Annotated in this window: 25 protein-coding genes and 2 pseudogenes; 15 read left to right on the forward strand and 12 right to left on the reverse strand. The window is 70.6% G+C overall.

All coding sequences use genetic code 11. The annotated features are described in order from the left end of the window. Window positions 1-33 precede the first annotated feature (33 nt). The 11 genes from H9L22_RS03100 to H9L22_RS03150 all read left to right on the forward strand — a co-directional run bounded on the left by H9L22_RS03100 (window position 34) and on the right by H9L22_RS03150 (window position 8,923). Window positions 34-621: a biotin transporter BioY gene (locus tag H9L22_RS03100; protein WP_187721552.1), complete on the forward strand. Its 588-nt coding sequence runs from the start codon at window positions 34-36 to the stop codon at window positions 619-621. Beyond that, the gene (locus H9L22_RS03105; RefSeq protein ID WP_187721553.1) at window positions 618-1,316 is read left to right on the forward strand and encodes an energy-coupling factor ABC transporter ATP-binding protein; all 699 of its coding nucleotides are present in this window, start codon (window positions 618-620) and stop codon (window positions 1,314-1,316) included. The genes H9L22_RS03100 and H9L22_RS03105 overlap by 4 nt, the downstream gene beginning before the upstream one ends. Next, on the forward strand, window positions 1,313-1,939 hold the full coding sequence (locus tag H9L22_RS03110) for a CbiQ family ECF transporter T component (protein WP_187721554.1): 627 nt from the start codon (window positions 1,313-1,315) through the stop codon (window positions 1,937-1,939). The genes H9L22_RS03105 and H9L22_RS03110 overlap by 4 nt, the downstream gene beginning before the upstream one ends. Before the next feature lie 9 nt (window positions 1,940-1,948). Next, window positions 1,949-2,809: an RNase adapter RapZ gene (gene rapZ / locus H9L22_RS03115; RefSeq protein WP_187721555.1), complete on the forward strand. Its 861-nt coding sequence runs from the start codon at window positions 1,949-1,951 to the stop codon at window positions 2,807-2,809. Then, window positions 2,806-3,753, forward strand: coding sequence for a gluconeogenesis factor YvcK family protein (locus tag H9L22_RS03120; protein ID WP_187721556.1), 948 nt, complete (start codon window positions 2,806-2,808; stop codon window positions 3,751-3,753). Before rapZ ends, H9L22_RS03120 begins: the two co-directional genes overlap by 4 nt. Before the next feature lie 32 nt (window positions 3,754-3,785). Continuing rightward, entirely contained in the window at window positions 3,786-4,769 is a 984-nt protein-coding gene (gene whiA, locus H9L22_RS03125; RefSeq protein ID WP_226966093.1) for a DNA-binding protein WhiA, read from the forward strand. Window positions 4,770-4,886: 117 nt separating this feature from the next. After that, window positions 4,887-5,882 (forward strand): type I glyceraldehyde-3-phosphate dehydrogenase, encoded by a 996-nt coding sequence (gap, locus tag H9L22_RS03130; RefSeq protein WP_187721557.1) that lies wholly within the window; start codon window positions 4,887-4,889, stop codon window positions 5,880-5,882. Between the two features lie 113 nt (window positions 5,883-5,995). Further along, the gene (locus H9L22_RS03135) at window positions 5,996-7,210 is read left to right on the forward strand and encodes a phosphoglycerate kinase (RefSeq protein ID WP_187721558.1); all 1,215 of its coding nucleotides are present in this window, start codon (window positions 5,996-5,998) and stop codon (window positions 7,208-7,210) included. Further along, the gene (gene tpiA / locus H9L22_RS03140; protein ID WP_187722543.1) at window positions 7,207-7,986 is read left to right on the forward strand and encodes a triose-phosphate isomerase; all 780 of its coding nucleotides are present in this window, start codon (window positions 7,207-7,209) and stop codon (window positions 7,984-7,986) included. The genes H9L22_RS03135 and tpiA overlap by 4 nt, the downstream gene beginning before the upstream one ends. Before the next feature lie 257 nt (window positions 7,987-8,243). Continuing rightward, window positions 8,244-8,513: a preprotein translocase subunit SecG gene (gene secG, locus H9L22_RS03145; protein ID WP_187722544.1), complete on the forward strand. Its 270-nt coding sequence runs from the start codon at window positions 8,244-8,246 to the stop codon at window positions 8,511-8,513. 53 nt (window positions 8,514-8,566) lie between these two features. After that, a complete protein-coding gene (locus H9L22_RS03150; protein WP_187721559.1) occupies window positions 8,567-8,923 on the forward strand; it encodes an RNA polymerase-binding protein RbpA in 357 nt (118 codons plus the stop codon). Between the two features lie 14 nt (window positions 8,924-8,937). Here the strand turns inward: H9L22_RS03150 and pgl are convergent, their stop codons facing one another. From pgl to zwf, 3 genes are read right to left on the reverse strand one after another with little or no spacing between them, the layout of a single operon-like run. Next, window positions 8,938-9,669: a 6-phosphogluconolactonase gene (gene pgl, locus H9L22_RS03155; RefSeq protein ID WP_187721560.1), complete on the reverse strand. Its 732-nt coding sequence runs from the start codon at window positions 9,667-9,669 to the stop codon at window positions 8,938-8,940. Then, window positions 9,669-10,574, reverse strand: a complete 906-nt coding sequence (locus tag H9L22_RS03160; protein WP_187721561.1) for a glucose-6-phosphate dehydrogenase assembly protein OpcA — start codon at window positions 10,572-10,574, stop codon at window positions 9,669-9,671. Before H9L22_RS03160 ends, pgl begins: the two co-directional genes overlap by 1 nt. Before the next feature lie 12 nt (window positions 10,575-10,586). Beyond that, window positions 10,587-12,116, reverse strand: a complete 1,530-nt coding sequence (zwf, locus tag H9L22_RS03165) for a glucose-6-phosphate dehydrogenase (protein WP_187721562.1) — start codon at window positions 12,114-12,116, stop codon at window positions 10,587-10,589. Between the two features lie 53 nt (window positions 12,117-12,169). Here zwf and H9L22_RS03170 point away from each other — a divergent pair. The 3 genes and pseudogenes from H9L22_RS03170 (at window position 12,170) to H9L22_RS03180 (ending at window position 15,946) form a co-directional block, all read left to right on the forward strand. Further along, window positions 12,170-13,155 (forward strand): annotated as a pseudogene (locus H9L22_RS03170) (heme o synthase). Between the two features lie 130 nt (window positions 13,156-13,285). Then, window positions 13,286-14,505: pseudogene (locus H9L22_RS03175) on the forward strand (DUF4921 family protein). 25 nt (window positions 14,506-14,530) lie between these two features. Next, a complete protein-coding gene (locus tag H9L22_RS03180) occupies window positions 14,531-15,946 on the forward strand; it encodes an MDR family MFS transporter (RefSeq protein WP_187721563.1) in 1,416 nt (471 codons plus the stop codon). 55 nt (window positions 15,947-16,001) lie between these two features. Here H9L22_RS03180 and H9L22_RS03185 read toward each other — a convergent pair whose 3' ends face one another. The 3 genes from H9L22_RS03185 to H9L22_RS03195 form a co-directional block, all read right to left on the reverse strand. After that, window positions 16,002-16,430 (reverse strand): hypothetical protein, encoded by a 429-nt coding sequence (locus H9L22_RS03185; RefSeq protein ID WP_187721564.1) that lies wholly within the window; start codon window positions 16,428-16,430, stop codon window positions 16,002-16,004. Window positions 16,431-16,528: 98 nt separating this feature from the next. Further along, complete coding sequence (locus H9L22_RS03190; RefSeq protein WP_187721565.1) at window positions 16,529-17,149, reverse strand: hypothetical protein; 621 nt, start codon at window positions 17,147-17,149, stop codon at window positions 16,529-16,531. A gap of 114 nt (window positions 17,150-17,263) precedes the next feature. After that, window positions 17,264-17,956: a sensor histidine kinase gene (locus H9L22_RS03195; protein ID WP_187721566.1), complete on the reverse strand. Its 693-nt coding sequence runs from the start codon at window positions 17,954-17,956 to the stop codon at window positions 17,264-17,266. Between H9L22_RS03195 and H9L22_RS03200 the strand changes: the two genes are divergently transcribed. Further along, window positions 17,956-18,630: a response regulator transcription factor gene (locus tag H9L22_RS03200; protein WP_187721567.1), complete on the forward strand. Its 675-nt coding sequence runs from the start codon at window positions 17,956-17,958 to the stop codon at window positions 18,628-18,630. The genes H9L22_RS03195 and H9L22_RS03200 overlap by 1 nt on opposite strands. A gap of 17 nt (window positions 18,631-18,647) precedes the next feature. Here H9L22_RS03200 and H9L22_RS03205 read toward each other — a convergent pair whose 3' ends face one another. The 6 genes from H9L22_RS03205 to H9L22_RS03225 form a co-directional block, all read right to left on the reverse strand. Continuing rightward, on the reverse strand, window positions 18,648-19,166 hold the full coding sequence (locus H9L22_RS03205) for a DinB family protein (protein ID WP_264292597.1): 519 nt from the start codon (window positions 19,164-19,166) through the stop codon (window positions 18,648-18,650). Window positions 19,167-19,239: 73 nt separating this feature from the next. Next, window positions 19,240-21,216, reverse strand: a complete 1,977-nt coding sequence (locus H9L22_RS03210; protein ID WP_187721568.1) for a M3 family metallopeptidase — start codon at window positions 21,214-21,216, stop codon at window positions 19,240-19,242. Further along, window positions 21,167-21,943: a COX15/CtaA family protein gene (locus tag H9L22_RS03215; RefSeq protein ID WP_264292531.1), complete on the reverse strand. Its 777-nt coding sequence runs from the start codon at window positions 21,941-21,943 to the stop codon at window positions 21,167-21,169. The genes H9L22_RS03210 and H9L22_RS03215 overlap by 50 nt, the downstream gene beginning before the upstream one ends. Continuing rightward, window positions 21,868-22,089 (reverse strand): COX15/CtaA family protein, encoded by a 222-nt coding sequence (locus tag H9L22_RS19510; protein WP_264292532.1) that lies wholly within the window; start codon window positions 22,087-22,089, stop codon window positions 21,868-21,870. The genes H9L22_RS03215 and H9L22_RS19510 overlap by 76 nt, the downstream gene beginning before the upstream one ends. After that, complete coding sequence (locus H9L22_RS03220) at window positions 22,077-22,835, reverse strand: ABC transporter permease (RefSeq protein WP_226966095.1); 759 nt, start codon at window positions 22,833-22,835, stop codon at window positions 22,077-22,079. Before H9L22_RS03220 ends, H9L22_RS19510 begins: the two co-directional genes overlap by 13 nt. Then, window positions 22,832-23,524 (reverse strand): ABC transporter ATP-binding protein, encoded by a 693-nt coding sequence (locus H9L22_RS03225; RefSeq protein WP_187722545.1) that lies wholly within the window; start codon window positions 23,522-23,524, stop codon window positions 22,832-22,834. Before H9L22_RS03225 ends, H9L22_RS03220 begins: the two co-directional genes overlap by 4 nt. Between the last annotated feature and the right edge of the window lie 57 nt (window positions 23,525-23,581).

The raw sequence follows: 23,581 nt of genomic DNA on the forward strand, positions 1-23,581 counted from the left end.
GAGATGGGGGAACCCGAACCCCGGAGGCACCCCATGACCGCTCCCGCCGTCACCGACCGTCCGTCGGTCGCACCCGCCGACCTGGCCAATGTCGCCGTCTTCGCCGCGCTGATCGCCGCCATGTCACTGCTGCCCGCCATCCACGTCGGGGGACTCACCCCGATCACGCTCCAGACGCTGGGTGTCATGCTGGCCGGCCTCTGCCTCGGCCCGTGGCGTGGCGCGGCCGCGGTCGGCCTCTACCTCGCGGTCGGCATCGCCGGGCTGCCCGTCTTCGCCGGCGGCAAGGGTGGCGTCGCGGCGCTGCTCGGCCCCACGGGCGGCTACCTCGTCTCCTTCCTGATCGTCGCCTTCCTGGTCGGTCTCGCGGCCCGGTTCGTAGTGCGCCGTGGGCTGACGAAGCTCACGTTCGTCTGGTTCCTGCTGGCGTGCATGGTCACGCGTGTCGCGGTCACGTGGCCTCTCGGCGTGGCCGGCATCGCCAGGGCGACCGGAAAGTCCTTCGGCGACCTGTGGGCCACCGACTTCATCTTCTGGCCCGGCGACCTGCTCAAGGCCGTCGTCGCCTCCCTCATCGCGGTCGCGGTGCACAAGGCCTTCCCCCGCCTGCTCGGTCGATGATTTCGGTCCAGGAGGCCTCCGTCGTCGTGCCCGCCCACCGGCGGGGCGAGGCGGACCGCGTCCTGCTCGACCGCATCTCCCTCGAGCTGACGGAACACCGCATCGCCGTCATCGGCGCCAACGGCTCCGGCAAGTCGACCCTGCTGCGCCTCTTCAACGGGCTGCGGGCCCCGACCTCGGGGCGGGTGTCCGTGGCGGGAAAGGACACGGTCAAGGACGCCGCGGCAGTGCGGGCGAGGGTGGGGTTCGTCTTCACCGACCCGTTGGCCCAGCTGCTCATGTCCACCCCCGTCGAGGACGTCGCGCTCAGCCTGCGGGCGAAGGTGAAGGACCGCGCCGAACGCGCCCGTCGGGCGCAGGAACTCCTGGACCTCCGCGGCGTCGGGCACACGGCACACCAGAGCATCTACGACCTCTCGGGCGGCGAGCGGCAGCTGGTCGCCCTCACCAGCGTGCTGGCGGTCGAGCCGAGGATCGTCGTGGCCGACGAGCCGACGACGCTGCTCGACCTCCGTAACCGCGGGCAGCTCCGGGAGGTTCTCGCCGGGCTGCCGCAGCAGGTGATCGTCTCGACCCACGACCTCGACTTCGCAGCCGACGCGGAGCGCGTCATCGTCGTCGACGCCGGCCGGGTCATCGCCGACGGTGAGCCGCGTGAGGCCATCGCCGCCTACGTGGCCGCGATGGCGCGATGAGCAGCCACACGAGTCTGCTCGGCCTCTACGAACCCGGCGCCGGCTGGCTGTTCCGGCTCCCCGTCGGATGGAAGTACCTGCTGCTGCTCGCGCTGGCCGTCCCGCCGCTGTTCCTGTGGGCCTGGTGGGCGACACTCGCCGGCCTGATGATCGCCGTCGCCTGCCTGCTGACCTCCGGCATCCCTCTGCGGCGCATCTTCTCGATCGGCTGGTACCTGTGGCTGCTGCTGGGGATCATGGCCGGCTACCAGCTGGTATCCCTCCTTCCGGAGGCTGCGTTCGTCTCGCCGGGAAACCTGCTGCTCGCGGTGCTGGCGGCGCGTCTGCTGACGCTGACGACGCCGACCCCCGACCTGATGGACGCGCTGGCCACCGGCCTGCGGCCGGTGCGCTGGGTGGGCCTCGACCCCGCCGCCGCGAGCCTCGCGGTGGCGCTGATGATCAGGTCGATCCCTTTCCTGGCCGGCGCGCTCAGCGACGCCCGTGATGCGGCTCGCGCCCGCGGGGTCGATCGCAACCCGGTCGTGCTGCTGACCCCTGCCGTGCTCGGCGCCGTCGCGTACGCGCAGCGCACCGGCGAGGCGCTGCATGCGCGGGGGCTTCCCGGCGACGGGGCCCACTAGGCTGTGGCCATGAGCACCCCTCCAGAGATCGCCGTCATCACCGGCCTGTCAGGGGCCGGCCGTCGTACCGCCGCGCATGCGATGGAGGACCTCGGCTGGTACGTCGTGGACAACCTGCCGCCCGTCATGCTGCCCGCGCTGCTGGACACCCTGCAGGGATTCCAGGTGTCCCGTGTCGCCGCCGTCGCCGACGTCCGCTCCCGTGAGCAGTTCGAGCAGTTGCCCGCCGCCCTCGTGGAGCTGCGCCGCCGGGGGGCGCGGATAACGCTGCTCTACCTCGAGGCCGACGACGACGTGATCGTCACCCGGCAGGAGTCGAACCGCCGCCCGCTGCCGCTGCAGGGCGGCGACCGGCTGCTCGAGGGAATCAACCGGGAGCGCCGGCTCATGGCCGACATCCGAGCCACCGCGGACATCGTCGTCAACACCACGCGGCTGTCGGCCCGCCAGCTCGTGCAGCGGGTCGTCAACCACTTCGGCGACGACGCCTCCGACCGGATGAAGATCGCGATCATCTCCTTCGGGTTCAAGCACGGCGTGCCGATCGACGCGGACATGGTCTTCGACGTGCGGTTCCTGCCGAACCCGTTCTGGATCCCGGAGCTGCGGCCCAAGTCCGGGCTGAGCCGCGACGTGGCGCAGTACGTGCTCAAGCACGCGGCAGCCCAGCAATTCCAGGACCACATGATCGCGCTCCTCGAGACGGTCTCGCCCGGCTATCAGGCGGAGGGGAAGCGGCAGGTCACGGTCGCCATCGGCTGCACCGGCGGCAAGCACCGCTCCACCTCCATGAGTGAGGAACTGGCACTCCGGCTCCGTGATCGGGACTTCGCCACCACCGTCCTCCACCGCGACCTGGGCAAGGAATGAGCCCGCAGCAGTTGCCCGCCGTCGCGGCCCTGGGCGGCGGTCACGGTCTGGCCGCTTCGCTGACGGCGCTGCGGCGGGTCACCGACCGGCTCACCGCCATCGTCACCGTCGCCGACGACGGCGGATCGTCCGGCCGGCTCAGGGACGAGTTCGACTGTCTGCCCCCCGGCGACCTGCGCATGGCGCTCGCCGCGCTCTGCTCTGACGACCAGGTGGGGCGCACCTGGGCCGACCTCCTCCAGGCCCGGTTCACGGGGGAGGGCCCGCTCAGCGGCCACGCCATCGGCAACCTGCTCATCGCAGGCCTCTGGCAGCAACTGGGGGACCCCGTCGCGGCCCTCGACATGGTCGGCGACCTGCTCCGCACGCGGGGCAGGGTGCTGCCGATGAGCTCCGTCCCGCTGGAGATCGAGGCCGACGTCATCGGGCTGGATCCGCTCGACCCGGACGAGCTCTGCACGCTGACGGGGCAGGCGACGGTGGCGAAGTCGCGCGCCACGGTCCAGAGCATCAGGATCGTCCCGGAGCGCCCGCCGGCGCGCCCAGAGGTGATCGCGGCGATCCGGGGCGCCGACAGCGTGGTGCTGGGCCCAGGGTCGTGGTTCACCAGCGTCATCCCGCACCTCCTGGTGCCGGAGCTGGCCGACGCCATCGTCACCACGAAGGCGCAGCGGATCCTGGTGCTGAACATCTCGTCCGCTGCCGAGACCGACGGATTCAGCGCTTCCCGCCACATCGAGCTCCTCGCGGAGCATGCGCCGGCCCTCCGCCTCGACGCCGTCATTGCCGACGAGCGGTTCGCCTCGACCGACCCGCACCTGGAGAGCTTCGTGGCGTCCCTGGGCGGACGGCTCGTGCGGGCCGACCTCGCAGCCCGGGACGGCACCGCGACCCACGACGTCAACAGGCTGGCGGCCGCCTTCAGCGAGATCATCGGGCACTGACCCCCTTCTCCGCATGTGGCAGACTTCCGCCCATGGCCCTGACGCAGAAGGTGAAATCCGAGCTGGCGACCGTGGTCGTGCCGCATCCCAGTGTGCGCCGCGCCGAGGCTGTCACCATGCTCAGGTTCGCCGGCGGACTCCACCTGGTGGGCGGCCGTATCGTCATCGAGGCCGAGCTGGACACGGGCACCGCCGCCCGGCGGCTCCGCGGCTTCATCCTGGACCTGTACAACATCGACTCCGAGCTGCTCGTCATCAACGGATCCGGCGTCAGGAAGGGCCCCCGCTACACGCTGCGCGTCGTGCGGGAGGGGGAGCAGCTGGCGCGCCTCAGCGGGCTGGTCGATCAGCACCGTCGTCCGGTGCGGGGGCTGCCGCCCGCGATCGTCGGCGGCTCGCAGGCCGACGCCGTCGCCGTGTGGCGGGGCGCGTTCCTCGCCCGGGGCTCGCTGACCGAACCCGGCCGTTCGATGGCACTGGAGATCACCTGCCCCGGCTCCGAGGCGGCCCTCGCGCTGGTCGGCGCGGCCCGCAGGCTCGGCACCGCCGTCAAGTCCCGCGAGGTGCGGGGCATCGACCGTGTCGTCATCCGCGACGGCGAGGCGATCGCCGACCTGCTGACGCGGCTCGGTGCCCCCGAGACCCGCATCGCCTGGGAGGAGCGCAGGAAGCGCCGCGAGGTGCGCGGCAACGTCAACCGGCTCGCCAACTTCGACGACGCGAACCTGCGGCGCTCCGCCAGGGCCGCGGTGACGGCCAGCGCGCGTGTCGAGAGGGCCCTGGAGATCCTGGGTGACGAGGTGCCGGAGCACCTGCAGGCCGCAGGACAGCTGCGCCTCGAGCACCGGCAGGCCAGCCTCGAGGAGCTGGGCCGGCTCCACGAACCGCCACTGTCGAAGGACGCCATCGCGGGTCGGATCCGGCGTCTGCTGGCGACCGCGGACAAGCTCGCGGAGGAGCGCGGCATCCCCGACACGGAGGCTGGGCTGCCCGCCGAGCTCCGCGACGCAGACTGAACCCGTCCTTAACCGACCCCGCGCAGTTGCCACTGACCGATTCGCTACTAGGATGACTCTTGTCCGTAAGCGCCTCTTCCACGAGCGCTAGGTAGCTCGAAAGGGATCGATTTCCTCATGACCGTTAAGGTTGCAATCAACGGGTTCGGCCGCATCGGCCGCAACTACTTCCGCGCGCTCACCGCGGCTGGAGCTGATCTTGATGTCGTCGCAGTCAACGACCTGACCGACAACAAGACGCTGGCCCACCTCCTCAAGTACGACTCGATCCTCGGTCGCTTCCCCGGCGAGATCAGCTACGACGATGACGCGATCATCATCGACGGCAAGGAAATCAAGGCCTTCGCCGAGAAGGATCCCGCGCAGCTGCCGTGGGCCGAGCTCGGCGTCGACATCGTCATCGAGTCGACAGGCTTCTTCACCGACGCCACCAAGGCACAGGCCCACATTGAGGCCGGCGCCAAGAAGGTCCTGATCTCCGCTCCCGCGAAGAACGAAGACATCACCATCGTCATGGGCGTCAACGACGACCTGTACGATCCGGCCGCGCACAACATCATCTCGAACGCGTCCTGCACCACCAACTGCCTCGCCCCGATGGCCAAGGCCCTCAACGACGGCCTCGGCATCGTCAAGGGCCTCATGACCACGATCCACGCCTACACGCAGGACCAGAACCTGCAGGACGGCCCGCACAAGGACCTGCGTCGCTCGCGCGCCGCGGCCCTCAACATGGTCCCCACCACCACCGGTGCGGCCAAGGCTGTCTCCCTGGTGCTCCCCGAGCTCAAGGGCAAGCTCGACGGCTACGCCATGCGCGTTCCCACCCCGACCGGCTCCGCCACCGACCTCACCTTCGAGGCCGCCCGTGAGACCACCGTCGAAGAGGTCAACGCCATCGTCAAGGCTGCCGCCGACGGCAAGGTTCTCGTTTACACCGAGGACGAGATCGTGTCCAAGGACATCGAGACCGACCCTGCCTCCTGCGTCTTCGACGCGAAGCTGACCAAGGTCATCGGCAACCAGGTCAAGGTCCTCGGCTGGTACGACAACGAGTGGGGCTACTCCAACCGTCTCGTCGACCTGACCGTCCTCGTCGGTTCGAAGCTCTGATCCGACTGCTGGCCACACCAGTGTGTTGAGCCACCGGCCCTGTGACCCCGGCAACGGGGGCACAGGGCCGTTGTCTCGCCCCCCCACTCCACCAACGAAAGGCTCATCGATTCATGAAGTCTGTTGCAGACCTGGGAGATCTCTCCGGCAAGCGGGTTCTGATCCGCTGCGACTTCAACGTCCCGCTGGACGCTGACAAGAACATCACCGACGACGGCCGCATCCGCGCCGCGCTGCCGACCCTGACGGCGCTGCGCGAGGCCGGTGCCCGCATCGTCATCATGGCCCACCTCGGCCGTCCCAAGGGTGAGGCCAACCCCAAGTACTCGCTCGCCCCGGTCGCAGCCCGCCTCGGTGAACTCCTCGGGGTCGAGGTCACGCTGGCCGCCGACGTCGTCGGCGAGTCCGCGCAGGCCGCCGTCGCCGGTCTGGCCGACGGCGACGTTGCGCTGCTGGAGAACGTCCGCTACGAGCCCGCCGAGGAGTCGAAGGACGAGGCCGCCCGCGCGGAGCTCGCCGCCCGGTATGCCGCCTTCGGCGACCTGTTCGTCTCCGACGGCTTCGGCGTCGTGCACCGCAAGCAGGCCTCCGTCTACGACGTGGCCAAGCTGCTCCCGAACGCGGCGGGTTTCCTCGTCGCCAAGGAGGTCGGCGTCCTCAAGCAGCTGACCGAGTCGCCCGAGCGTCCCTACGTCGTCGTCCTCGGTGGCGCGAAGGTGGCGGACAAGTTGTCCGTCATCGACAACCTGCTGAAGGTGGCCGACACGCTGGTCATCGGCGGCGGCATGCTCTTCACCTTCCTGAAGGCGCAGGGGCACAGCATCGGCGCCTCGCTGCTCGACGAGGCCAACATCGAGACCTGCAAGCGGTACCTGGAAGAGGCCGCGGCTGCCGGCAAGACGATCCTGCTCCCGGTCGACGTCCGCGTCGCCGACGGCATGGACTTCGACGCCCGCGAGGCCGTCGGTGAGGTGGCGACGGTAGCCGTCGACGCCATTCCCGACGGCAAGCAGGGCCTCGACATCGGCCCCGAGTCGGAGAAGCTGTTCGCCGACGCCATCAAGGGCGCGAAGACGGTGTTCTGGAACGGCCCCATGGGCGTGTTCGAGATCCCGGCCTTCGCCGCCGGCACTGCTGCCGTCGCCACGGCACTCACCGAGGTCGACGGTCTGTCGGTCGTCGGTGGCGGCGATTCCGCCGCAGCCGTCCGCGTCCTCGGCCACGCCGACGACGAGTTCGGCCACATCTCGACCGGCGGTGGTGCGTCGCTCGAGTTCCTGGAGGGCAAGGAACTGCCCGGTATTTCCGTTCTGGAGGAGGACAACTGATGCGCAAGCCCATCATGGCCGGCAACTGGAAGATGAACGTCGACCACATCGAAGCCACCGGTCTCGTGGAGAAGCTCCACTTCACCCTCGTCGACAAGGACTGGGACCCCGCCAAGTCGGAGGCCGTCCTGTGCGTGCCGTTCACCGACATCCGCACGGTCCGCACCCTGATCGACGGTGACCGCCTGAACTTCGGGCTCGGCGCGCAGAACGTGTCGCAGCACGACAACGGCGCCTACACCGGCGAGATCTCGACCGCGATGCTCTCGAAGCTGGGCGTCGGCTACGTGATCGTCGGCCACTCCGAGCGCCGCGAGTACTACGGCGAGACCGACGCGATCATCAACGCCAAGGCGCTGAAGGTCCTGGCGGCCGGCATGACCCCCATCGTCTGCGTCGGTGAGGGGCTCGACATCCGCAAGGCGGGTCAGCACGTCGAGTACACGCTGAACCAGGTCCGCGGCACGCTGGCCGACCTGACCGCCGAGCAGGTCGCCGGCCTCGTCATCGCCTACGAGCCCGTCTGGGCCATCGGCACCGGCGAGGTCGCCACCCCTGACGACGCTCAGGAGGTGTGTGGCGCCATCCGCAAGGAGGTCGCGGCGCTGTACGACGAGGCGACCGCCGAGTCGGTCCGCATCCAGTACGGCGGCTCCGTCAAGTCGGGCAACGTCGCGCAGATCATGGGGCAGCCGGACATCGACGGCGCCCTCGTCGGCGGCGCGAGCCTGCAGCCGGACGAGTTCGCGGCGATCGTGCGTTTCTACCAGCTCTGAGCTGACACGGGAGGCGGCGCCGGGGGAGACCCCTGCGCCGCTTCTCCATTTCTTCCCCATCCTTCCCCGCCGCCCTTTTGGCCGGGCCCGACGGCGGCTGGAGAATGCAGGCAGGGAGACTCGCGTGGGGGCGCGAGCGGGGGGCCGGCGCCGAGGGGAGACCGGTTCCCCACCTCCTCACTCCGTGACAGTCAGCGTCGCAGACCGGGGCCCGACAAGGACGTCCGGATGTGGAGGAATCGATCGCGTCGGATAACATGGGCCGCGTGATTGTCCCTTTGGTGTCCTGGCCCATAACGCTCCTCTCGGTCATCGCCGTGATCCTCAGCGTTCTCCTCGCGGCCACCGTCCTCCTCCACAAAGGCCGTGGTGGAGGCATGTCAGATCTGTTCGGCGGCGGCATGTCGACCTCGATGGGTGGAGCATCCACCGCTGAGCGTCTGCTCGACCGCATCACCGTCGTCCTCGGCCTCGTCTGGCTGCTGACGATCGCCGGGCTGCTGCTGCTCTACAAGCTCAGCGCCTGACCGTCGACACCTCACACACTCACGTACAACAACATTCGAGGAGATAGCTCAACATGGCAGGTGGCAACGCCATTCGTGGTACTCGCGTCGGTGCAGGACCCATGGGTGAGGCGGAGCGCGGCGACACCGCGCCCCGTCTGCACGTCTCGTACTACTGCTCCAGCGGCCATGTGACGCGGCCCGCGTTCGCTGCCGATGCGCAGATCCCCGAGTCGTGGGACTGCCCCCGCTGCGGCCTTCCGGCCAACACAGATGCCGAGAACCCGCCGCCACCGCCGAAGATCACGCCCTACAAGACGCACCTCGCGTACGTGAAGGAGCGGCGTACCGACGCTGAGGCCGAGCAGATCCTGGAGGAGGCCGTCACGGCGCTCCGGGCCCGCCGCGCGGCCGGGGAGATCATCTACTGATCCCCCCTCCTTCCTCAGAAGGGGCAGGAGTACTGCGCCGGGAGTTGACCGGCCGCCGCCTCGTCGAGGAACCAATACGTGACGACCCTGCCGTGCACATGTGCTGCCGGCAGGGTTTCGTCATATTCGAGGGTGGCGGCGACGGCCTCCGCCTTCGCCTCGCCGGTCGCCAGGAACCACACCTCGTCGGAGCGGTTCAAGGTCGGCAGCGTCAGCGTGATCCGTTCCGACGGCGCCTTCGGCGAGTCGGTCACCCCGATGACGCTGCGGGTGGTCGGCTCAAAGCTCGGATGACCAGGGAAGATGGACCCGACGTGGCCGTCCGCGCCGATGCCCAGCAGCATGATGTCGAACGTGGTGCCGCCGAGCTCCGCCTCGTACTCGGCGGCCGACTCGTGGCTGTCCTTGCGGCCGTCCTGCGCGGCCATCATGTGAGTGTAGGCGGCCTGGAACGAGATGGTGCGGGCCAGCCGGCTCACCGCCTGCAGCGAGTTGCGCATGGGGTCGGTCGCCGGAACGAACCGTTCGTCGCCCCACCACAGCTGCAGCCGGGTCGCGTCGAGCTCGGAGCTCTCAGCGAGTTCGGCGAACGCTTCATACATGGCGTTGGCGGCGTCTCCGCCGGTGAGGCAGAGGTGCACCGTCGGCTGCGCGGCCTGCAGCGCGACCACCCGGTCGAGAAGCCGCCGGGCGACGACCCGCGACACGTCCTCCGCGTCCGGCAGCCGCACCACCCGTGTATACATCAGTGCTTCTCCGCCTCTGCGACGATCCGTTTCGCGGCGGCCTCGAAGATGTCGTCGGCGTCCATCCGCTCGAGTTCCTCCGTCAATAGATCGGTCAGGGGGCGACGGCGCAGCGCCACGGTCCGCTCCGGCTGCCCGGGGGTCTGGTATGTAGCGCTGCCGCCGGAGACCCGGCGCACCGCGATGTCCCCCTTCGGCGTCGTCAGCACGACGGCGTTGACGCCGGGCTGGTCGCCGAGGCCCTGCTCCACCGTCAGCCCGAGGCGTTCCTCGAGCCAGGCGGTGAGCAGCGTGGCCGGGGCGTTGTCCGCCGCGGCGAGCACGCGGGCGCCAGTGACGGGTGCCTCGGTCTGGTCGAGGGCGGCGGCGAGGAGGGCACGCCAGCTCGTGAGGCGGGTCCAGGTCAGATCCGTATCGCCCTTCGCAAGGTTGCGGGCCCGCAGCAGCAGCGCGGCCTGAGGATCCGGGCAGGCTGCGGCATCGGTGATGCGCCGGTTGGCGAGCGAGCCGATCGGGTCGGCGCGCAGGTCAGCCGGCGCCTCCCGGGGCCACCAGGCGATGGTCGGGCTGTCCGGGAGCAGCAGGGGCAGGCAGATCGCGTCGCCGTGGTCGACCAGTGGCCCGTGCAGGCGCAGCACGAGAAGGTCGCCGGGAAGGCCCTCGCCGATCTGGATGGTGGCGTCCAGGCGGGGCGTGTCACCAGCGACCGTGGTGACCACGATGACACGGGACGGGTGGGCGGTCGCGGAGGCGCGGGCCGCCTCCAGCGCGTCGTTGAAGTGCTCGTCGTCGGTGGAGATCAGCAGGGTCAGCACGAGGCCGCCGCTGCCTCCGGAGCGCTGCCGCGCGTCGAGCAGGGCAGAGGCGACCTCGCGGGACGAGGTGTCGGTGAGTTCGATGATCACGTGCGGGTCTCCTTACGGCCTGCGCCAGACGAAGCCGTCGCGGGCGAGCATGTCGAGGCCGCTCCTCGGGCCCCAGGTGCCGGCGCGGTACTCCTCGGGGGCCTCATCGAGCGACGACCAGTAGTCGAGGACAGGGTCGAGGATCTGCCAGCTGAGCTCGACCTCCTCCTGCTGCGGGAACAGCGGCGGGTCGCCGAGCAGCACGTCGAGGATGAGGCGCTCGTAGGCCTCCGGAGACGACTCGGTGAACGAGCCGCCGTAGCCGAAGTCCATCGACACCTCACGGATCTCCATCTGCGTGCCGGGGACCTTCGCGCCGAACCGCAGCGTCACGCCCTCGTCGGGCTGGATGCGCATGACGAGCGCGTTGGTGCCGAGCTCCTCGGTGTCGGTGGCCGTGAACGGCAGGTGCGGTGCGCGCTTGAAGTTCAGCGCCACCTCGGTCACGCGGCGCGGCATGCGCTTGGCGGTGCGCAGGTAGAACGGCACCCCGGCCCAGCGGCGGTTCTCGATGTCGACGCGGATCGCGGCGTACGTCTCAGTCGAGGAGTCGGCGGCGACGCCGTCCTCCTCGCGGTAGCCGATGACCTGCTGCCCGCCCTGCCAGCCGGCCGCATACTGGCCGCGGGCGGTGTGGAGGTCGTAGCGCCCGGGGACGCGGGCCGCGGCGAGGACCTTCTTCTTCTCGGTGCGCAGCTGCGACGCCTCGAAGCTCGTCGGCTCCTCCATGGCGGCGAGGGCCAGGAGCTGCAGCAGGTGGTTCTGCATCACGTCGCGGGCGATGCCGATGCCGTCGAAATAGCCGGCGCGGCCGCCGATGCCGATGTCCTCGGCCATCGTGATCTGGACGTGGCTGACGTAGTGGTTGTTCCAGATCGGCTCGAACATCTGGTTGGCGAAGCGCAGCGCCAGCATGTTCTGCACCGTCTCCTTGCCGAGGTAGTGGTCGATGCGGAACACCTCCTGCGGCTGGAAGAGGGTCTCGACGACACGGTTGAGTTCCTTGGCGGAGGCGAGGTCGTGGCCGAAGGGCTTCTCGATGACCACCCGGTTCCAGTTGCCCACCTTGCGTTCCGCGAGGCCGTGGCGCGACAGCTGCGCCATGACCTGCTCGAAGCCCGACGGCGGGATCGACAGGTAGAAGGCGTGGTTGCCGCCGGTGCCGCGGGCACTGTCCAGGTCGGTGATGGTCTCGCGCAGCTTCTCGAAGGACTCGTCGGAGTCGAAGGTGCCCGAGACGAAACGGATGCCCTCGAGCAGCTGCTGCCACACCTCCTCCCGGAACGGGGTGCGGGCATGCTCCTTGACGGCGTCGTGCACGACCTGGGCGAAGTCCTGATCCTCCCAGTCGCGGCGGGCGAAGCCGACGAGCCCGAAGCCGGGCGGCAGGAGGCCACGGTTGGCCAGATCGTAGACGGCGGGCATCAGCTTCTTGCGCGACAGATCGCCGGTCACACCGAAGATCACGAGGACGCAGGGGCCCGCGACGCGGGGGAGCCGGCGGTCCTGGGGGGCGCGCAGCGGGTTCACGTAGTCGTTCATCGGGGTCAACACTAGCCGGATCGCGAATCCTCTTCTCCGTCTGCCCGCGGCCGATTCCTTGGGCACCGGGCCCGGCGCGGCTAGACTGCCCGGGGTATTCCCGTGTGAATGAGGTGCGAGTGACCGTCAGTACTGCGGCCGAGTCGTCGCGAGCGGGTGTCGCGGATGTGATCAAGGCGTATGTCGCCCTCACGAAGCCGCGCATCATCGAGTTGCTGCTGGTGACCACCGTGCCGGCCATGTTCCTGGCAGCCGGTGGGTTGCCCCCCTGGCAGCTGATCATCTGGACGATGCTCGGCGGCCTTTTCGCCGCCGCCTCCGCGAACACCTTCAACTGCGTACTGGACGCCGACATCGACGAGGTGATGCGCCGCACGCGCCGCCGCCCCGTCCCGCGGCACCAGGTCTCCACGCGCAACGCCACCGTGTTCGGGGTCCTGCTGGGCATTCTCGCCACGCTCGTCCTCGGCTTCGGCGCCAACTGGCTGTCGGCGATTCTCGCGCTGGTCGCCAACGCGTTCTATGTCTTCGTCTACACGATGTGGCTGAAGCGCCGCACCTGGCAGAACATCGTGTGGGGCGGCATCGCCGGCTGCTTCCCCCTCTGATCGGCTGGACGGCGGTGACGGGTTCCGTCGCGTGGCCGCCGCTGATCATGTTCGCCATCGTGTTCCTGTGGACCCCGCCGCACACCTGGGCGCTCGCGTTCCGGTACAAGGAGGACTACGCGGCCGCGGGGGTCCCCATGCTCCCGGTGGTGCGCCCCGCGCCGAAGGTCGCGGCCCAGATCTTCTGGTACTCGCTGGCGACGGTCGTCGTCTCCCTGCTGCTGTGGCCTGTCACCCCGACGGGATGGCTCTACCCGGGGGCCGCGCTCGTGTTCGGCTCCATCCTCCTGCTGGAGGCCGTGGCACTGTGGCGGCGGGCCCGCGCGGGCCTCGAAGGGGCCCAGTTGAAGGCCATGCGGCTGTTCCACTGGTCGAACACCTATCTGGCGCTGCTGTTCCTGGCGATCGCGCTGGACCCGCTGCTCTTCTGACGGGGGCGACGCCCGGGCCGTCGTCGCGCGACCTAGGGTGGAGCCCGTGAGTGCCGACGCGTACCTGACCGAGCTGCCCGACGGAACCGTCAAGCAGCGCAATCCCTTCACCGGCACCGAGGTCTGGACCGTGCCGGGCCGTGGCAACCGGCCCCTCGGCCTGCCGCATCCCCACGCGCGGTCCCTGACGCCGTCCGACCTCACGCACGCGTGCGCCTTCTGTGTCGGGCGCTATCTCGAGACGCCGCCCGAGAAGTCCCGTGTGCTGCGCGACGCGGCAGGTTGGCGGGTCGTCGAGGCCGTCCAGGCCCACGCCGCGCTGGACACGGTCGCCGAGTTCCGCCGCGTGCCGAACCTGTTCGAGATCCTCGGCTACGAGTACTGGAACCAGAACCACGGCTTCACTCTGCCCGCCGCGGTGCGTCGCCGCCGCGACGTCTACCTGGCCTCGGCCGAGGGCCGTGCCCACGTGGCCGCGGTCATGGCGGCGAAGCTGCGGGCGTCGGGCCTCGACCCCACCCTGCTGCCGGAGGACCACCTGCTGGAGCGGGCCACCGGATTCTTCGGCGGAGGGCACGACGTCATCATCGCCCGCCGCCACTTCGTCGACGACGCCGCCACGGACGCGGAACTGGCATCGTCGGGGACCCTCACGCCGGACGAGCACGCCCGGTTCATCGCCTACGCGGCTGACGCGGCCCGCGACGGCTACGCCCAGAACCCCCACGCGCGCTACGTCGTCGTGTTCCAGAACTGGCTCCGCCCGGCCGGCGCCTCGTTCGATCACCTGCACAAGCAGGTGGTGGCGGTCGATGAGGTGGGCGGGCAGCAGGAGGCGGTTCTGCGCAGGGTCGCGGACAATCCGAATGTCTTCAACGACGACGCCCTGAACGTCGCGGTCGCGCAGGGGCTCGTGATCGCCGCCAATGCCCACTGCATCGCGTTCGCCGGCTTCGGCCACCGGTACCCGACGATCGAGGTGTACTCCACCTCCGCCACCTGCGAGCCGTGGAGTCACACGGAGGCCGAGCTGCGCGGAGTCTCCGATGTGCTGCACGCGGTGCACGCGGCGCTGGGGCCGACGTGCCGTGCAATGAGGAGTGGCACTACCGGCCCGCCGGGGTCACGGCGGCGATGCCGTGGCGCATCATGGTGAAGCTCCGGGTCTCGACGCTGGCCGGTTTCGAGGGGGCGACCAAGCTCTACCTGAACACGGTCGCACCGGCTACGCTACGTGAGCGCCTCGTGCCGCGGCTCCTCGAGCTGCGTGCGACCGGGACCGTCTCCGGCGATCTCGCGATCGGCGGCGAGGCGGACATCCGCCCCGACCCGCTGCCCCAGCCCGGGTAGCGGCCGGCACTCCGAGAGGGACCACATGACCACGGCACGACCACGGGGCGTCATCGGGATCCTCATCGCCGCGGCCTTCGTGGTCATCCTCAACGAGACGACCATGAACGTGGCGCTGAGCGCCATCATGGAGGACTTCTCCGTCACCGAACGCACCGCGCAGTGGCTGACCACAGCGTTCATGCTGACGATGGCCGTCGTGATCCCCGTGACAGGGTGGCTGCTGGACCGGCTGTCCACCAGGACGGTGTTCGTCATCGCGATGGCGACGTTCAGCCTCGGGACGCTGCTGTGTGCCCTGGCTCCCACGTTCGGGCTGCTCCTCGGCGGCCGGGTGGTGCAGGCGACGGGCACGGCCGTGATGATGCCGCTGCTCATGACGACCGTGATGCGGCTCGTCCCGGCCAGGGAACGCGGCGCCATGATGGGCAACATCTCGATGGTGATCGCCGTGGCGCCCGCCGTCGGGCCGACCCTGTCGGGCGCCATCCTGTCGGTCGGCTCGTGGCAGGCCATCTTCGCGACGGTGCTGCCTATCGCGCTCCTGATGCTGGGACTCGGCTGGTGGCGGCTCGAGTCGGTGGGGGAGCCGGTCCGGACCCCGCTCGACCTGGCCTCCGTCGCGCTGACCGCCGCGGGTTTCGGGCCGCTGATCTACGGCCTGAGCCTCATCGGGGCAGCCGACGTGGAGTTCTGGGTGCCGATGCTGAGCATCGGCGTCGGCATCGGGGCGCTGGTGGCGTTCACCGCCCGCCAGCTGGTGCTGCAGGGACGCGGCACGGCGTTCCTGGACCTGCGGACCTTCACGCACCCGTCCTTCACCGTCGCGCTGACGATGCTCGCCATCGCGATGATGGCGCTGTTCGGGTCGATCATCATGCTGCCGCTGCTGCTGAAGCGGGCCTACGGTCTCGACGAACTCCAGATCGGACTCATGCTGCTGCCTGGCGGCGTCGCGATGGGGCTCCTGTCGCCGTTCGTCGGCCGCGTGTTCGATCGGCTCGGCCCCCGCGTCCTCGTGGTGCCCGCTAGCTTCGTCGTGCTGGGCGTGTTCTGGTTCTTCTCGACGCTCAGCCTCGCGACGCCGTGGTGGGCGGTCATGTGCGGGCACATCCTCATGAGCGTGGCCTTCGCCTCGATCTTCACTCCGCTGTTCACCGTCGCGATGGGGTCGCTGCCCGGTGTCCTCTACTCGCACGGGTCTGCCGTGATCGGCGCCATTCAGCAGGTGGCAGGGGCGGCCGGCACGGCGCTGTTCGTGACGGTGTTCGCGATGCAGACGGCGGCGGCCGAGCCGATCGTCGGCTCGCACGCCGAGGCGATGCTGGCCGGGTCCCACTGGGCCTTCCTCGGCGCCGGAGCTGTGTGGACGGCGGCGCTGATCTGCGGCTTCTTCCTGCGCAGGCCGGCAGGCGAGGCCGAGCCGGCGCCGGTGCACTGAGCGGGACGCGAAACGGCGCGGCCCTGTGGGCCGCGCCGTCCGGGTGGAGCAGGGGTCAGGCGGAGCAGAGCTTCGTCAGGTTCTCGCCGGAGGTGGACAGCTTGGTGCTCGCCGTCTCCAGGTCGCCGGAGAGTTCCGCGAGCGCGTTGATGTCGCCGTCGGTGAGACCGTCGAACAGGGCTCCGAACTCGCTGATGCCGGTCTTGAACTCGCCGAGTGCCGACTTGACCTCAGCGTTGGTGACCTTCGTCTCGGCATCCCCGATGGAGGAGGCGAGGGTCGTGAAGGCGTCCTTCATCGCGGCGTAGTCGCCGGTTCCGGCGGAGGCGAGGGTCGTCGGGATGTCGGCGGAGGCCTTTTCGACGGTCTCCTGGGCTATCTTGCAGGCGTCGGCGGTCGACTGGGCCGAGCCGCAGGCGCCGAGAGTGAGGACGAGGACGCCAGAGAGGCCGGCGAGGATGATTCGGTTCATTCGGTTCAGCACGCGGGCATCCTACCGTGACCGGGGGCCAGGGGCCGAGGACGCAGTGTGGGCCGCCGTCCATCCGACGGCGGCCCACGGCCTTGTGCTGGGAATGTGGCTCAGCGGAACTCGGGCAGGGGGCAGTGGCCACCCATGAACGGAACCTTGATCAGGACCCCGCAGGCGATCCCGCGGATCTCGCGGTAGAGGTTGATCATGGCGTCGCCAGTGACGCGGGTGTTGATGACGCGGACGGAGGCGACCCGGTTCGCGATCCAGACAGGCACATCGGCTGAGTAGAGAGCCTTGCGCTCGTTCATGCTCCAGGCCCACAGCTTGGCGTCGACGCCCCACTGGGCCGGCTTGGTCACGCCGATGGTGCCGCCGCACTTGTCGTACAGGACCATGAGGGTGCCGCCGGTGTAGCCCATGCCCCAGTAACTGTTGTACAGGTGGACCTGGGCGGTCACCAGGCCTGTGTTGCGGTTGACGCTCCCGGAGGTGTCCATGTGCAGGCCGCCGGTCAACGGCCAGTTGCGCTCGCGGAACTGGAGGGCGGGGATGTAGCCGGGGGTGCCGACCGGGTCCAGGCAGGCCGTGGACGACGTCGAGGTGCTGTCGGGCAGGGGATCCGAAGGCCGCGGCAGAGCGTTGGCGGCGGGGGCAGTCATGGCCAGAGCGCTGGCGCTGAGGACGACGGCGAGGGCGAAGCGGGTGAGGCGGGTCTTGAGGAATCGCATGTCGGGTCTCCTGTGTTCCTGGTGCCCGGTCCGTCCGGGCAGCACCAGCTTCCGCCGCCGGGTGTCCCGCCAGGAAGGGACATTGGCCCCTCGCGTCCGGGACCACGTCACGCTTCAGCGGGGCAGCTGGAGCCGGACCGCGGTGCCCGCGGGGCCGCTGTCGACGACGAGCCGTCCGCCCAGCTCCTCGGCGCGCTCCCGCATCGACTGCAGGCCCACGCCACCGTCGCGCACCCTGGCCCCGCCCGTGCCGTCGTCGACGACCTCGGCCAGCAGCTGCCCGGCCGGGCAGTCGAGGCGGATCCGCACCTGCGCCGCCCCCGAGTGGCGGGCCGCGTTGGCCAAGGCCTCCGTGATGATCCGGAAGGCGGCCACCTCGACGGCGGCGTCGAGGGGAGGCAGCGGCGCTGCCGCTTCGACGGTGACGGACGGCACCGGCCCGATAGCACCTGCCCGCTGCTCGAGCGCCGCGAGGAGTCCCCGGTCGAGGGCACCGGGGCGCAGCCCGTCGACGATCCGGCGGATCTCCCGATTGCACTCGGCCAGCGTCTCCTGCATCGCCTCGAGCAGGTCGTCGGCCGCATTCGAGCGAGCGGCCGCGGCCACCTGCATGCGCGCACCGACGATGGCGGGGCCCAGCCCGTCGTGGAGATCGCGGCGGATCCGCAGCCGCTCCTCCTCCCGGCTGCGGACGAGCCGGTGACGCGCCTCGCGCAGCTCGAGGGTGACCCGGTAGGAGCGGGCGGCGAGGGCCGCCTCCGGAGCAGCGGACTGCGGAAACCCGGAGCCGGGGGGAGGTGCGGCCAATGGAGGCAGCGGAACCCGACGGGGCGGCGGGCGACACCGTCCTCATCGTCGATGACCACCCCGTGGTCCGCAGCGGCCTCACGGCGCTCCTGCGCGGCGAGGACTGGGTGGGACGCGTGGTGGAGGCCGACTGCGTCGCCGAGGCGGAACGGATCGCCTCCCTGCACCCGATCCGCGTGGCGGTCGTCGACGTCGGCCTGCCCGACGGCGACGGCGTGGAGCTGACCCGTCGGCTGCGCCTCGCGCATCCGGGGCTGGCCGTCCTGGTGCTGACGATGACGGCGGAGCCGGACCTGGCGCGCGCGGTGCTGGCGGCCGGAGGCTCCGGCTTCCTCGTCAAGGAGACCGGCCCGGATCTGCTCCTGGCGGCCCTGCGCACCGTGCGTGACGGCGGCCTCGTCGTCGGCCCGCACCTGCCCGATGCCCACCGGGTGCTCGCTGCGCCGACGCCGGGGGAGGGCACGCCAGGCACGGGTCCGTTTGCTGCGCTGACGCCGCGTGAGCTGCAGTTGGTACGGCTGGTGGCCTCCGGCGCCAGCAACCCGCGCATCGCACGGCAGCTGGCGGTGGCGGACAAGACCGTCCGCAATCAGCTGTCGGCGCTCCTGGTCAAGGTCGGAGCGGCGGACAGGGTCCAGTTGGCGCTGCTGGCCCGCGACGCCGGGATCGCCTGACGCGCGCGGGGGAGGTGTCAGGCGGGGCCGGCTTCCTCGGCCTCGGCGCGGAGCCGGGCCGTGTATGCCGTCCAGCCGCCCTCCGGCTCCCACAGGTTCGTGTTGCCCTGGCTGAGTCCTGCGGCGCCGTCGATGGACTCGCGGAGGATGTCGGCCTGGCCGGCGTGACGCGCCACCTCTGCGATGAGATGCACCAGCACCCGGCCGAGGGTCACGTCACCCCTGTCCCCCCACCAGGGCACGTGCCCCTGCGTGTCGAGGTCCATCTCGGCCGCCGCCGCTTCGACGGCCTCGCCGACGGCCCGGTACTGCGCGATCAGGAACTCGGCCGACTCGCCCGGGGCGGCCCGGAAGTCGCCGTTCGGGTCCGCCTCGAAGTCGACGGCGGCCGGCTGGGCCGGCGAGGTCCGCCCGAAGCTCTCGACGACGTAGCCGTGCTCGACCCCCGCGCAGTGCTTGATGAGGCCGAGCAGCGACGTGCCGGTGGGGGTGCGGGGAGCCGCAGCTCGCGCTCGCCCAGCCCCTCCACCTTCCAGAGCAACGCCTCCCGCTCGCTGCGCAGATAGCGCAGCAGCGTGTCCTTGTCGAGCCCTTCCGACATCACGAACCTCAGATCGTGAGGCCGAGGCGGTCCAGCAGCGGCTGCAGCTGGGGGTCGCGCCCGCGGAAGCGGCGGTAGGTCTCCATCGGGTCGACGGAACCGCCTGGCGCGAGCAGCGTGCGGCGGAAGTGGTCACCGGCCTCCCGCAGCGGCCCGGTCTGGTCGTTGAACCAGGCGACGGCGTCGGCGTCCATCACCTTCGCCCAGGCGTAGCCGTAGTAGCTGGCCGCGTAGCCTCCGCCCCAGATGTGCGCGAAGTACTGCGACCGGTACCGCGGCGGCACCAGCGGCTCGACGAGCCCGAACCTCTCGAGCGCGGCCCGCTCGAAGGCCTCGACGCCCTCGCCGTCGGCGGGCAGCTCGTCGAGCGGGGTGGTGTGCCACACCAGGTCCAGCAGCGACGACAGCTCGGTCTCAGCGGTGGCGTAGCCCTGGCCGAACCGGTCGGCCTGCTCGAGGCGCTCGATCCACTCGGCCGGCAGGACGCGGCCAGGGGTCCACGCCCAGTGCTCGTTGACCTGGCTCGGGAACTCCACGAAGTCGCGCGGCGTGTTGGTGCCGGAGCGGGAGCCGTAGCGGCTGTCGGCGAGCAGCCCGTGCAGCGCGTGTCCGAACTCGTGGAACATGGTGATGACGCCGTCCCACGTGATGGTCGTGGTGGTGCGGGTGTAGTTGCAGTTGTTGGTGACGACCGGCAGGGCGTCGTCGCGGGTCGACTGGTCGACCAGGTTGCTCATCCAGGCGCCGCCGTCCTTGGTGGGGCGTGCCCAGAAGTCCATGACGAACAGGCCGAGGACGGTGCCGTCGGCGTCGTGGACCTCGTACGTCTCGGTCTCCGGCGCGTGGCCGACGAGGTCCTCACGCGGGTGGAAGGTGATGCCGTAGAGGTCCTCTGCGGCCGCGTAGACGGCGGCGAGCACCTTGTCGACCTGCAGGTATTCACCCAGCTGCGCCTCGTCGAACGCGTAGCGCTCGCGGCGGACGATCGCCTCGACGTAGCTCCAGTCGGCCGCCGTGAACTCGGCGCCGGGGTTGAGCTCCGCGTAGCGGGCGGCCAGTTCCTCGGCCTCGCCGCGGGCCTTTGCCAGCCCCGCCTGCGCGAGGGGAACCAGCATCTCGAGGATCGCGTCGGTTGTCTTGGCGCAGCCCGCCTCGGCGACCAGCGCCGCGTGGTGGGGATACCCGAGCAGCGTGGCCCGCTCCGCCCGCGCCCGAGCCGTCTGCACCACGATGTCACGGGTGTCGAACTCTCCGGACAGGGCCCGGTTGAGCGACGCGTCCAGCAGGCGACGGCGCACGCCCGCGTCGGCGAGCTTGGCGGCAAGCTGCTGCTGCGTGGTGTTGAGGAGCTCGATCCTGTACCCGTCGCCGCTGCGGAGTGCCTCCCGCTCGGCCTCGTCGAGTCCGGCCAGCTCGGCCTCGGTCACGTCGATCCCGCCGGCGTTGCGGGCCTGCCTGTTGAGGGTCTCGAACTTCGACGACAGCCCGGCGAGTTCCCGGTTCAGCGCGCGCAGCCGCTCCTGCTTCTCCTCGGGGATGTCGACGCCGGCGCGGCGGAAGGCCCGCAGCAGTTCGTCGAGCGCGTAGCGGTCCTGTTCGTCGGCCTCGACCTCGCCGGCGGCGATGCGGGCCTCCAACTGCTGCAGCCGTGCGTACAGGCCGCGATCGAGGTAGATGGAGTCCTCGTGACCCGCCAGTGCGGGGGCGAGGTCCTCCTCGATGGCGTCGAGTTCGTCAGTGGTGTCGGAGGAGCGCACGGCCCAGAACGCGTAGATGGCGCGGAGCAGGTCGGCCTGGGCATCCTCCCAGGCGCCGAGCACGTTGGCGACGGTGGCGGGGGAGTCGTCGTCACGCAGGGCGGCCAGCGCCGCCGTCTGCGCCTCCATGGACCCGAAGGCGGCTGCCCGGTAGTCGGCGGCCGTCGCGGCCGCGAAGTCAGGCAGCGCGAAGGGCAGGGTCTTCGTCAGCAGCGGGTTGGTCGGCATGCGTGCTCCTCGTGGTCACCAGCAGCCAGGACACGGCCGCGGTCAGTATCGCCAAGCCAACCATATGCAGCGCGACGATGCCCGCCGGGATCCCCAGGAAATACTGCGCGTAGCCGATCGCTCCCTGCGTCGCGCCCGCCGCGACCACAGCGATCGCGCCCCGCTTCGGGAGCGTCAGTCGGGCCCTGGTGAACAGCACCAGGCAGGCGAGGGCGCCCGCGCCGAACACCCACGCCAAAGCCGCGTGCAGCCGGGCTGTTGCCTCGATATCGAACCCGGTCCGGACGGCGTCCGCGTCGCCGGCGTGCGGGCCGGAGCCCGTCACCACGGTGCCCAGCCAGATCGAGGCCATGGCCGCGGCGAACGTGAGGACCACGAGCCAGCGGGGCCCCTTTCCGACGGCGACCGGCTCCACGCGGTAGCCGACCCGCAGCGCCCAGACGCAGATCACCACGAGCGCGACCGACAGCAGCAGGTGGAACGCGACGACGAAGGGGTTGAGCTGGGTCAGCACGGTGATGCCGCCGATGACGCCCTGGAACGGGATGCCGAGCCCGACTCCGAGCGTGATCCAGAACAGCTGGGAGCGGGCGCCGTGCCGCCGCACGGCGCTGATGAAGGCGCCGAGGGCCGCGGCGATCAGCACGAACGTCAGCAGGCGGTTGCCGAACTCGATGGCGCCGTGGATGCCGAGCGCGCCGTGGGGACGTACGAGTCGTCCGTGCACTGCGGCCAGGTCGGGCAGCCGAGCCCGGAGCCGGTGATCCTGACCACCGCGCCGGTCACGATGATGCCCATGTTGCAGATGAGCGACGCCCACAGCCACGTGTGCAGCGCCCTGTCGCTGTCGACGAGCTTCCTCAGGAGGTCCATGTGAACACCTTTCTGGCGAGGGCGAGGGCCGCCACGCACCACAGCGCCGTCACGGCCACCGGCCAGCCTAGGGCCGTGCCCGCTGCGGCGGCGCGCAGCGTCTCGCCGAGCGCTCCGGTCGGCAGCGCGGAGACGACAGGCTGTGCCCAGGCCGGGAACCGGTCGACGGGCAGCAGGATGCCGAGCGGCATCCCGACGAGATAGGCGAGGTTGGCCACTGCGAGGGTGGCCTCCGGCCGCAGTGAGCCGGCGATGCTGAGCGCGATCCCGGCGAACGCGCCCAGCGCCAGGACGGCGACGACGGCCGCGACCAGCGCCGCGGGGAGCGACCAGACCGGTCTCCAGCCGAGAGCCAAGGCCGCCAGGGACAGGACCAGCACCTGCCCCGCCGTGATCATGGCGATGCTGAGGGCCTTGCCAGCGAGGATGCCGGGGCGGCCGAGCGGGGTCGCGGCCAGCCGCTCGAGCACGTTGTAGCGACGCTCGAAGCCCGTGGCGATCGCCAGTGTCGTCAGCCCCGAACTCCACATCGCCAGGGCCAGCACGGACGGCGCGGCCTGGGACAGGGGCAGCCCGAAGCGGTCGCCGAAGAACCGTGCGCCGACGAGCACCGCCAGCGGGATCACGACCGCCAGGATTGCCTGCTCGCCGTTGCGGAGGATGAGGCGCGCCTCCATCGACGCGTGCGAGACGACCCGTCTCGCCGTCGATGCCGCGGCCGGGGAGGGGGAGAAGTCGAGGCTCACCGGTCGGCTCCCGTCGTGTAGTGCAGGTACGCGTCCTCCAGCGTGCCCCCGTCGGTCAGGTCCGCGACGGTGCCGGTGATCTGGACGCGGCCGCCGTCGACGATGTGCACCAGGTCGGCCAGCGTCTCGGCCTCGGCCATGTCGTGTGTCGTCAGCACGACGGCGACGCCGGCGTCGCGCGCGGCACGGACCACGTCCCACGTGAGGCGACGGGCCCGCGGGTCGAGCCCCGCCGTCGGCTCGTCGAGGATGACCAGCGACGGGCGGCCCACCAGGGCGCCCGCGAGGTTGACGGCCTGCTGCTGGCCGCCGGACAGCCGCCGGTACGGGGTCCGCTCGAACGCGCGGATGCCGAGCAGGTCGATCAGGGGGTCGACCGGCTGCGGCGACGCATAGAGGCCCGCCAGGTAGCGCAGCAGTTCCCCTGCCTGCACACCTGACCAGGCGCCGGTCGCCTGGGGCATCAGGCCGATCCGTGGCAGCAGGGCTGGATCGCCGGGCCGGGAGCCGAAGATCGTCAACTCGCCGGCGGCGGGGCGCACCAACGCGGTGCAGCAGCGGATGAACGTGGTCTTGCCGGCACCGTTGGGGCCGAGCAGCGCGGTCACCTGTCCTTCGTCCGCCGTCAGACTGAGCCCGGCGAGGGCCTTCACGGCACCGAAGGACACATGGAGGTCGGAGGCGATCAGGGCGGACACGCCGTCAGCCTAGTGGAGCGAGGAGCCTCGAACCCTGTCCACCCCATC

Source organism: Tessaracoccus defluvii, assembly GCF_014489575.1.
Classification (GTDB): Bacteria; Actinomycetota; Actinomycetes; order Propionibacteriales; family Propionibacteriaceae; genus Arachnia; species Arachnia defluvii.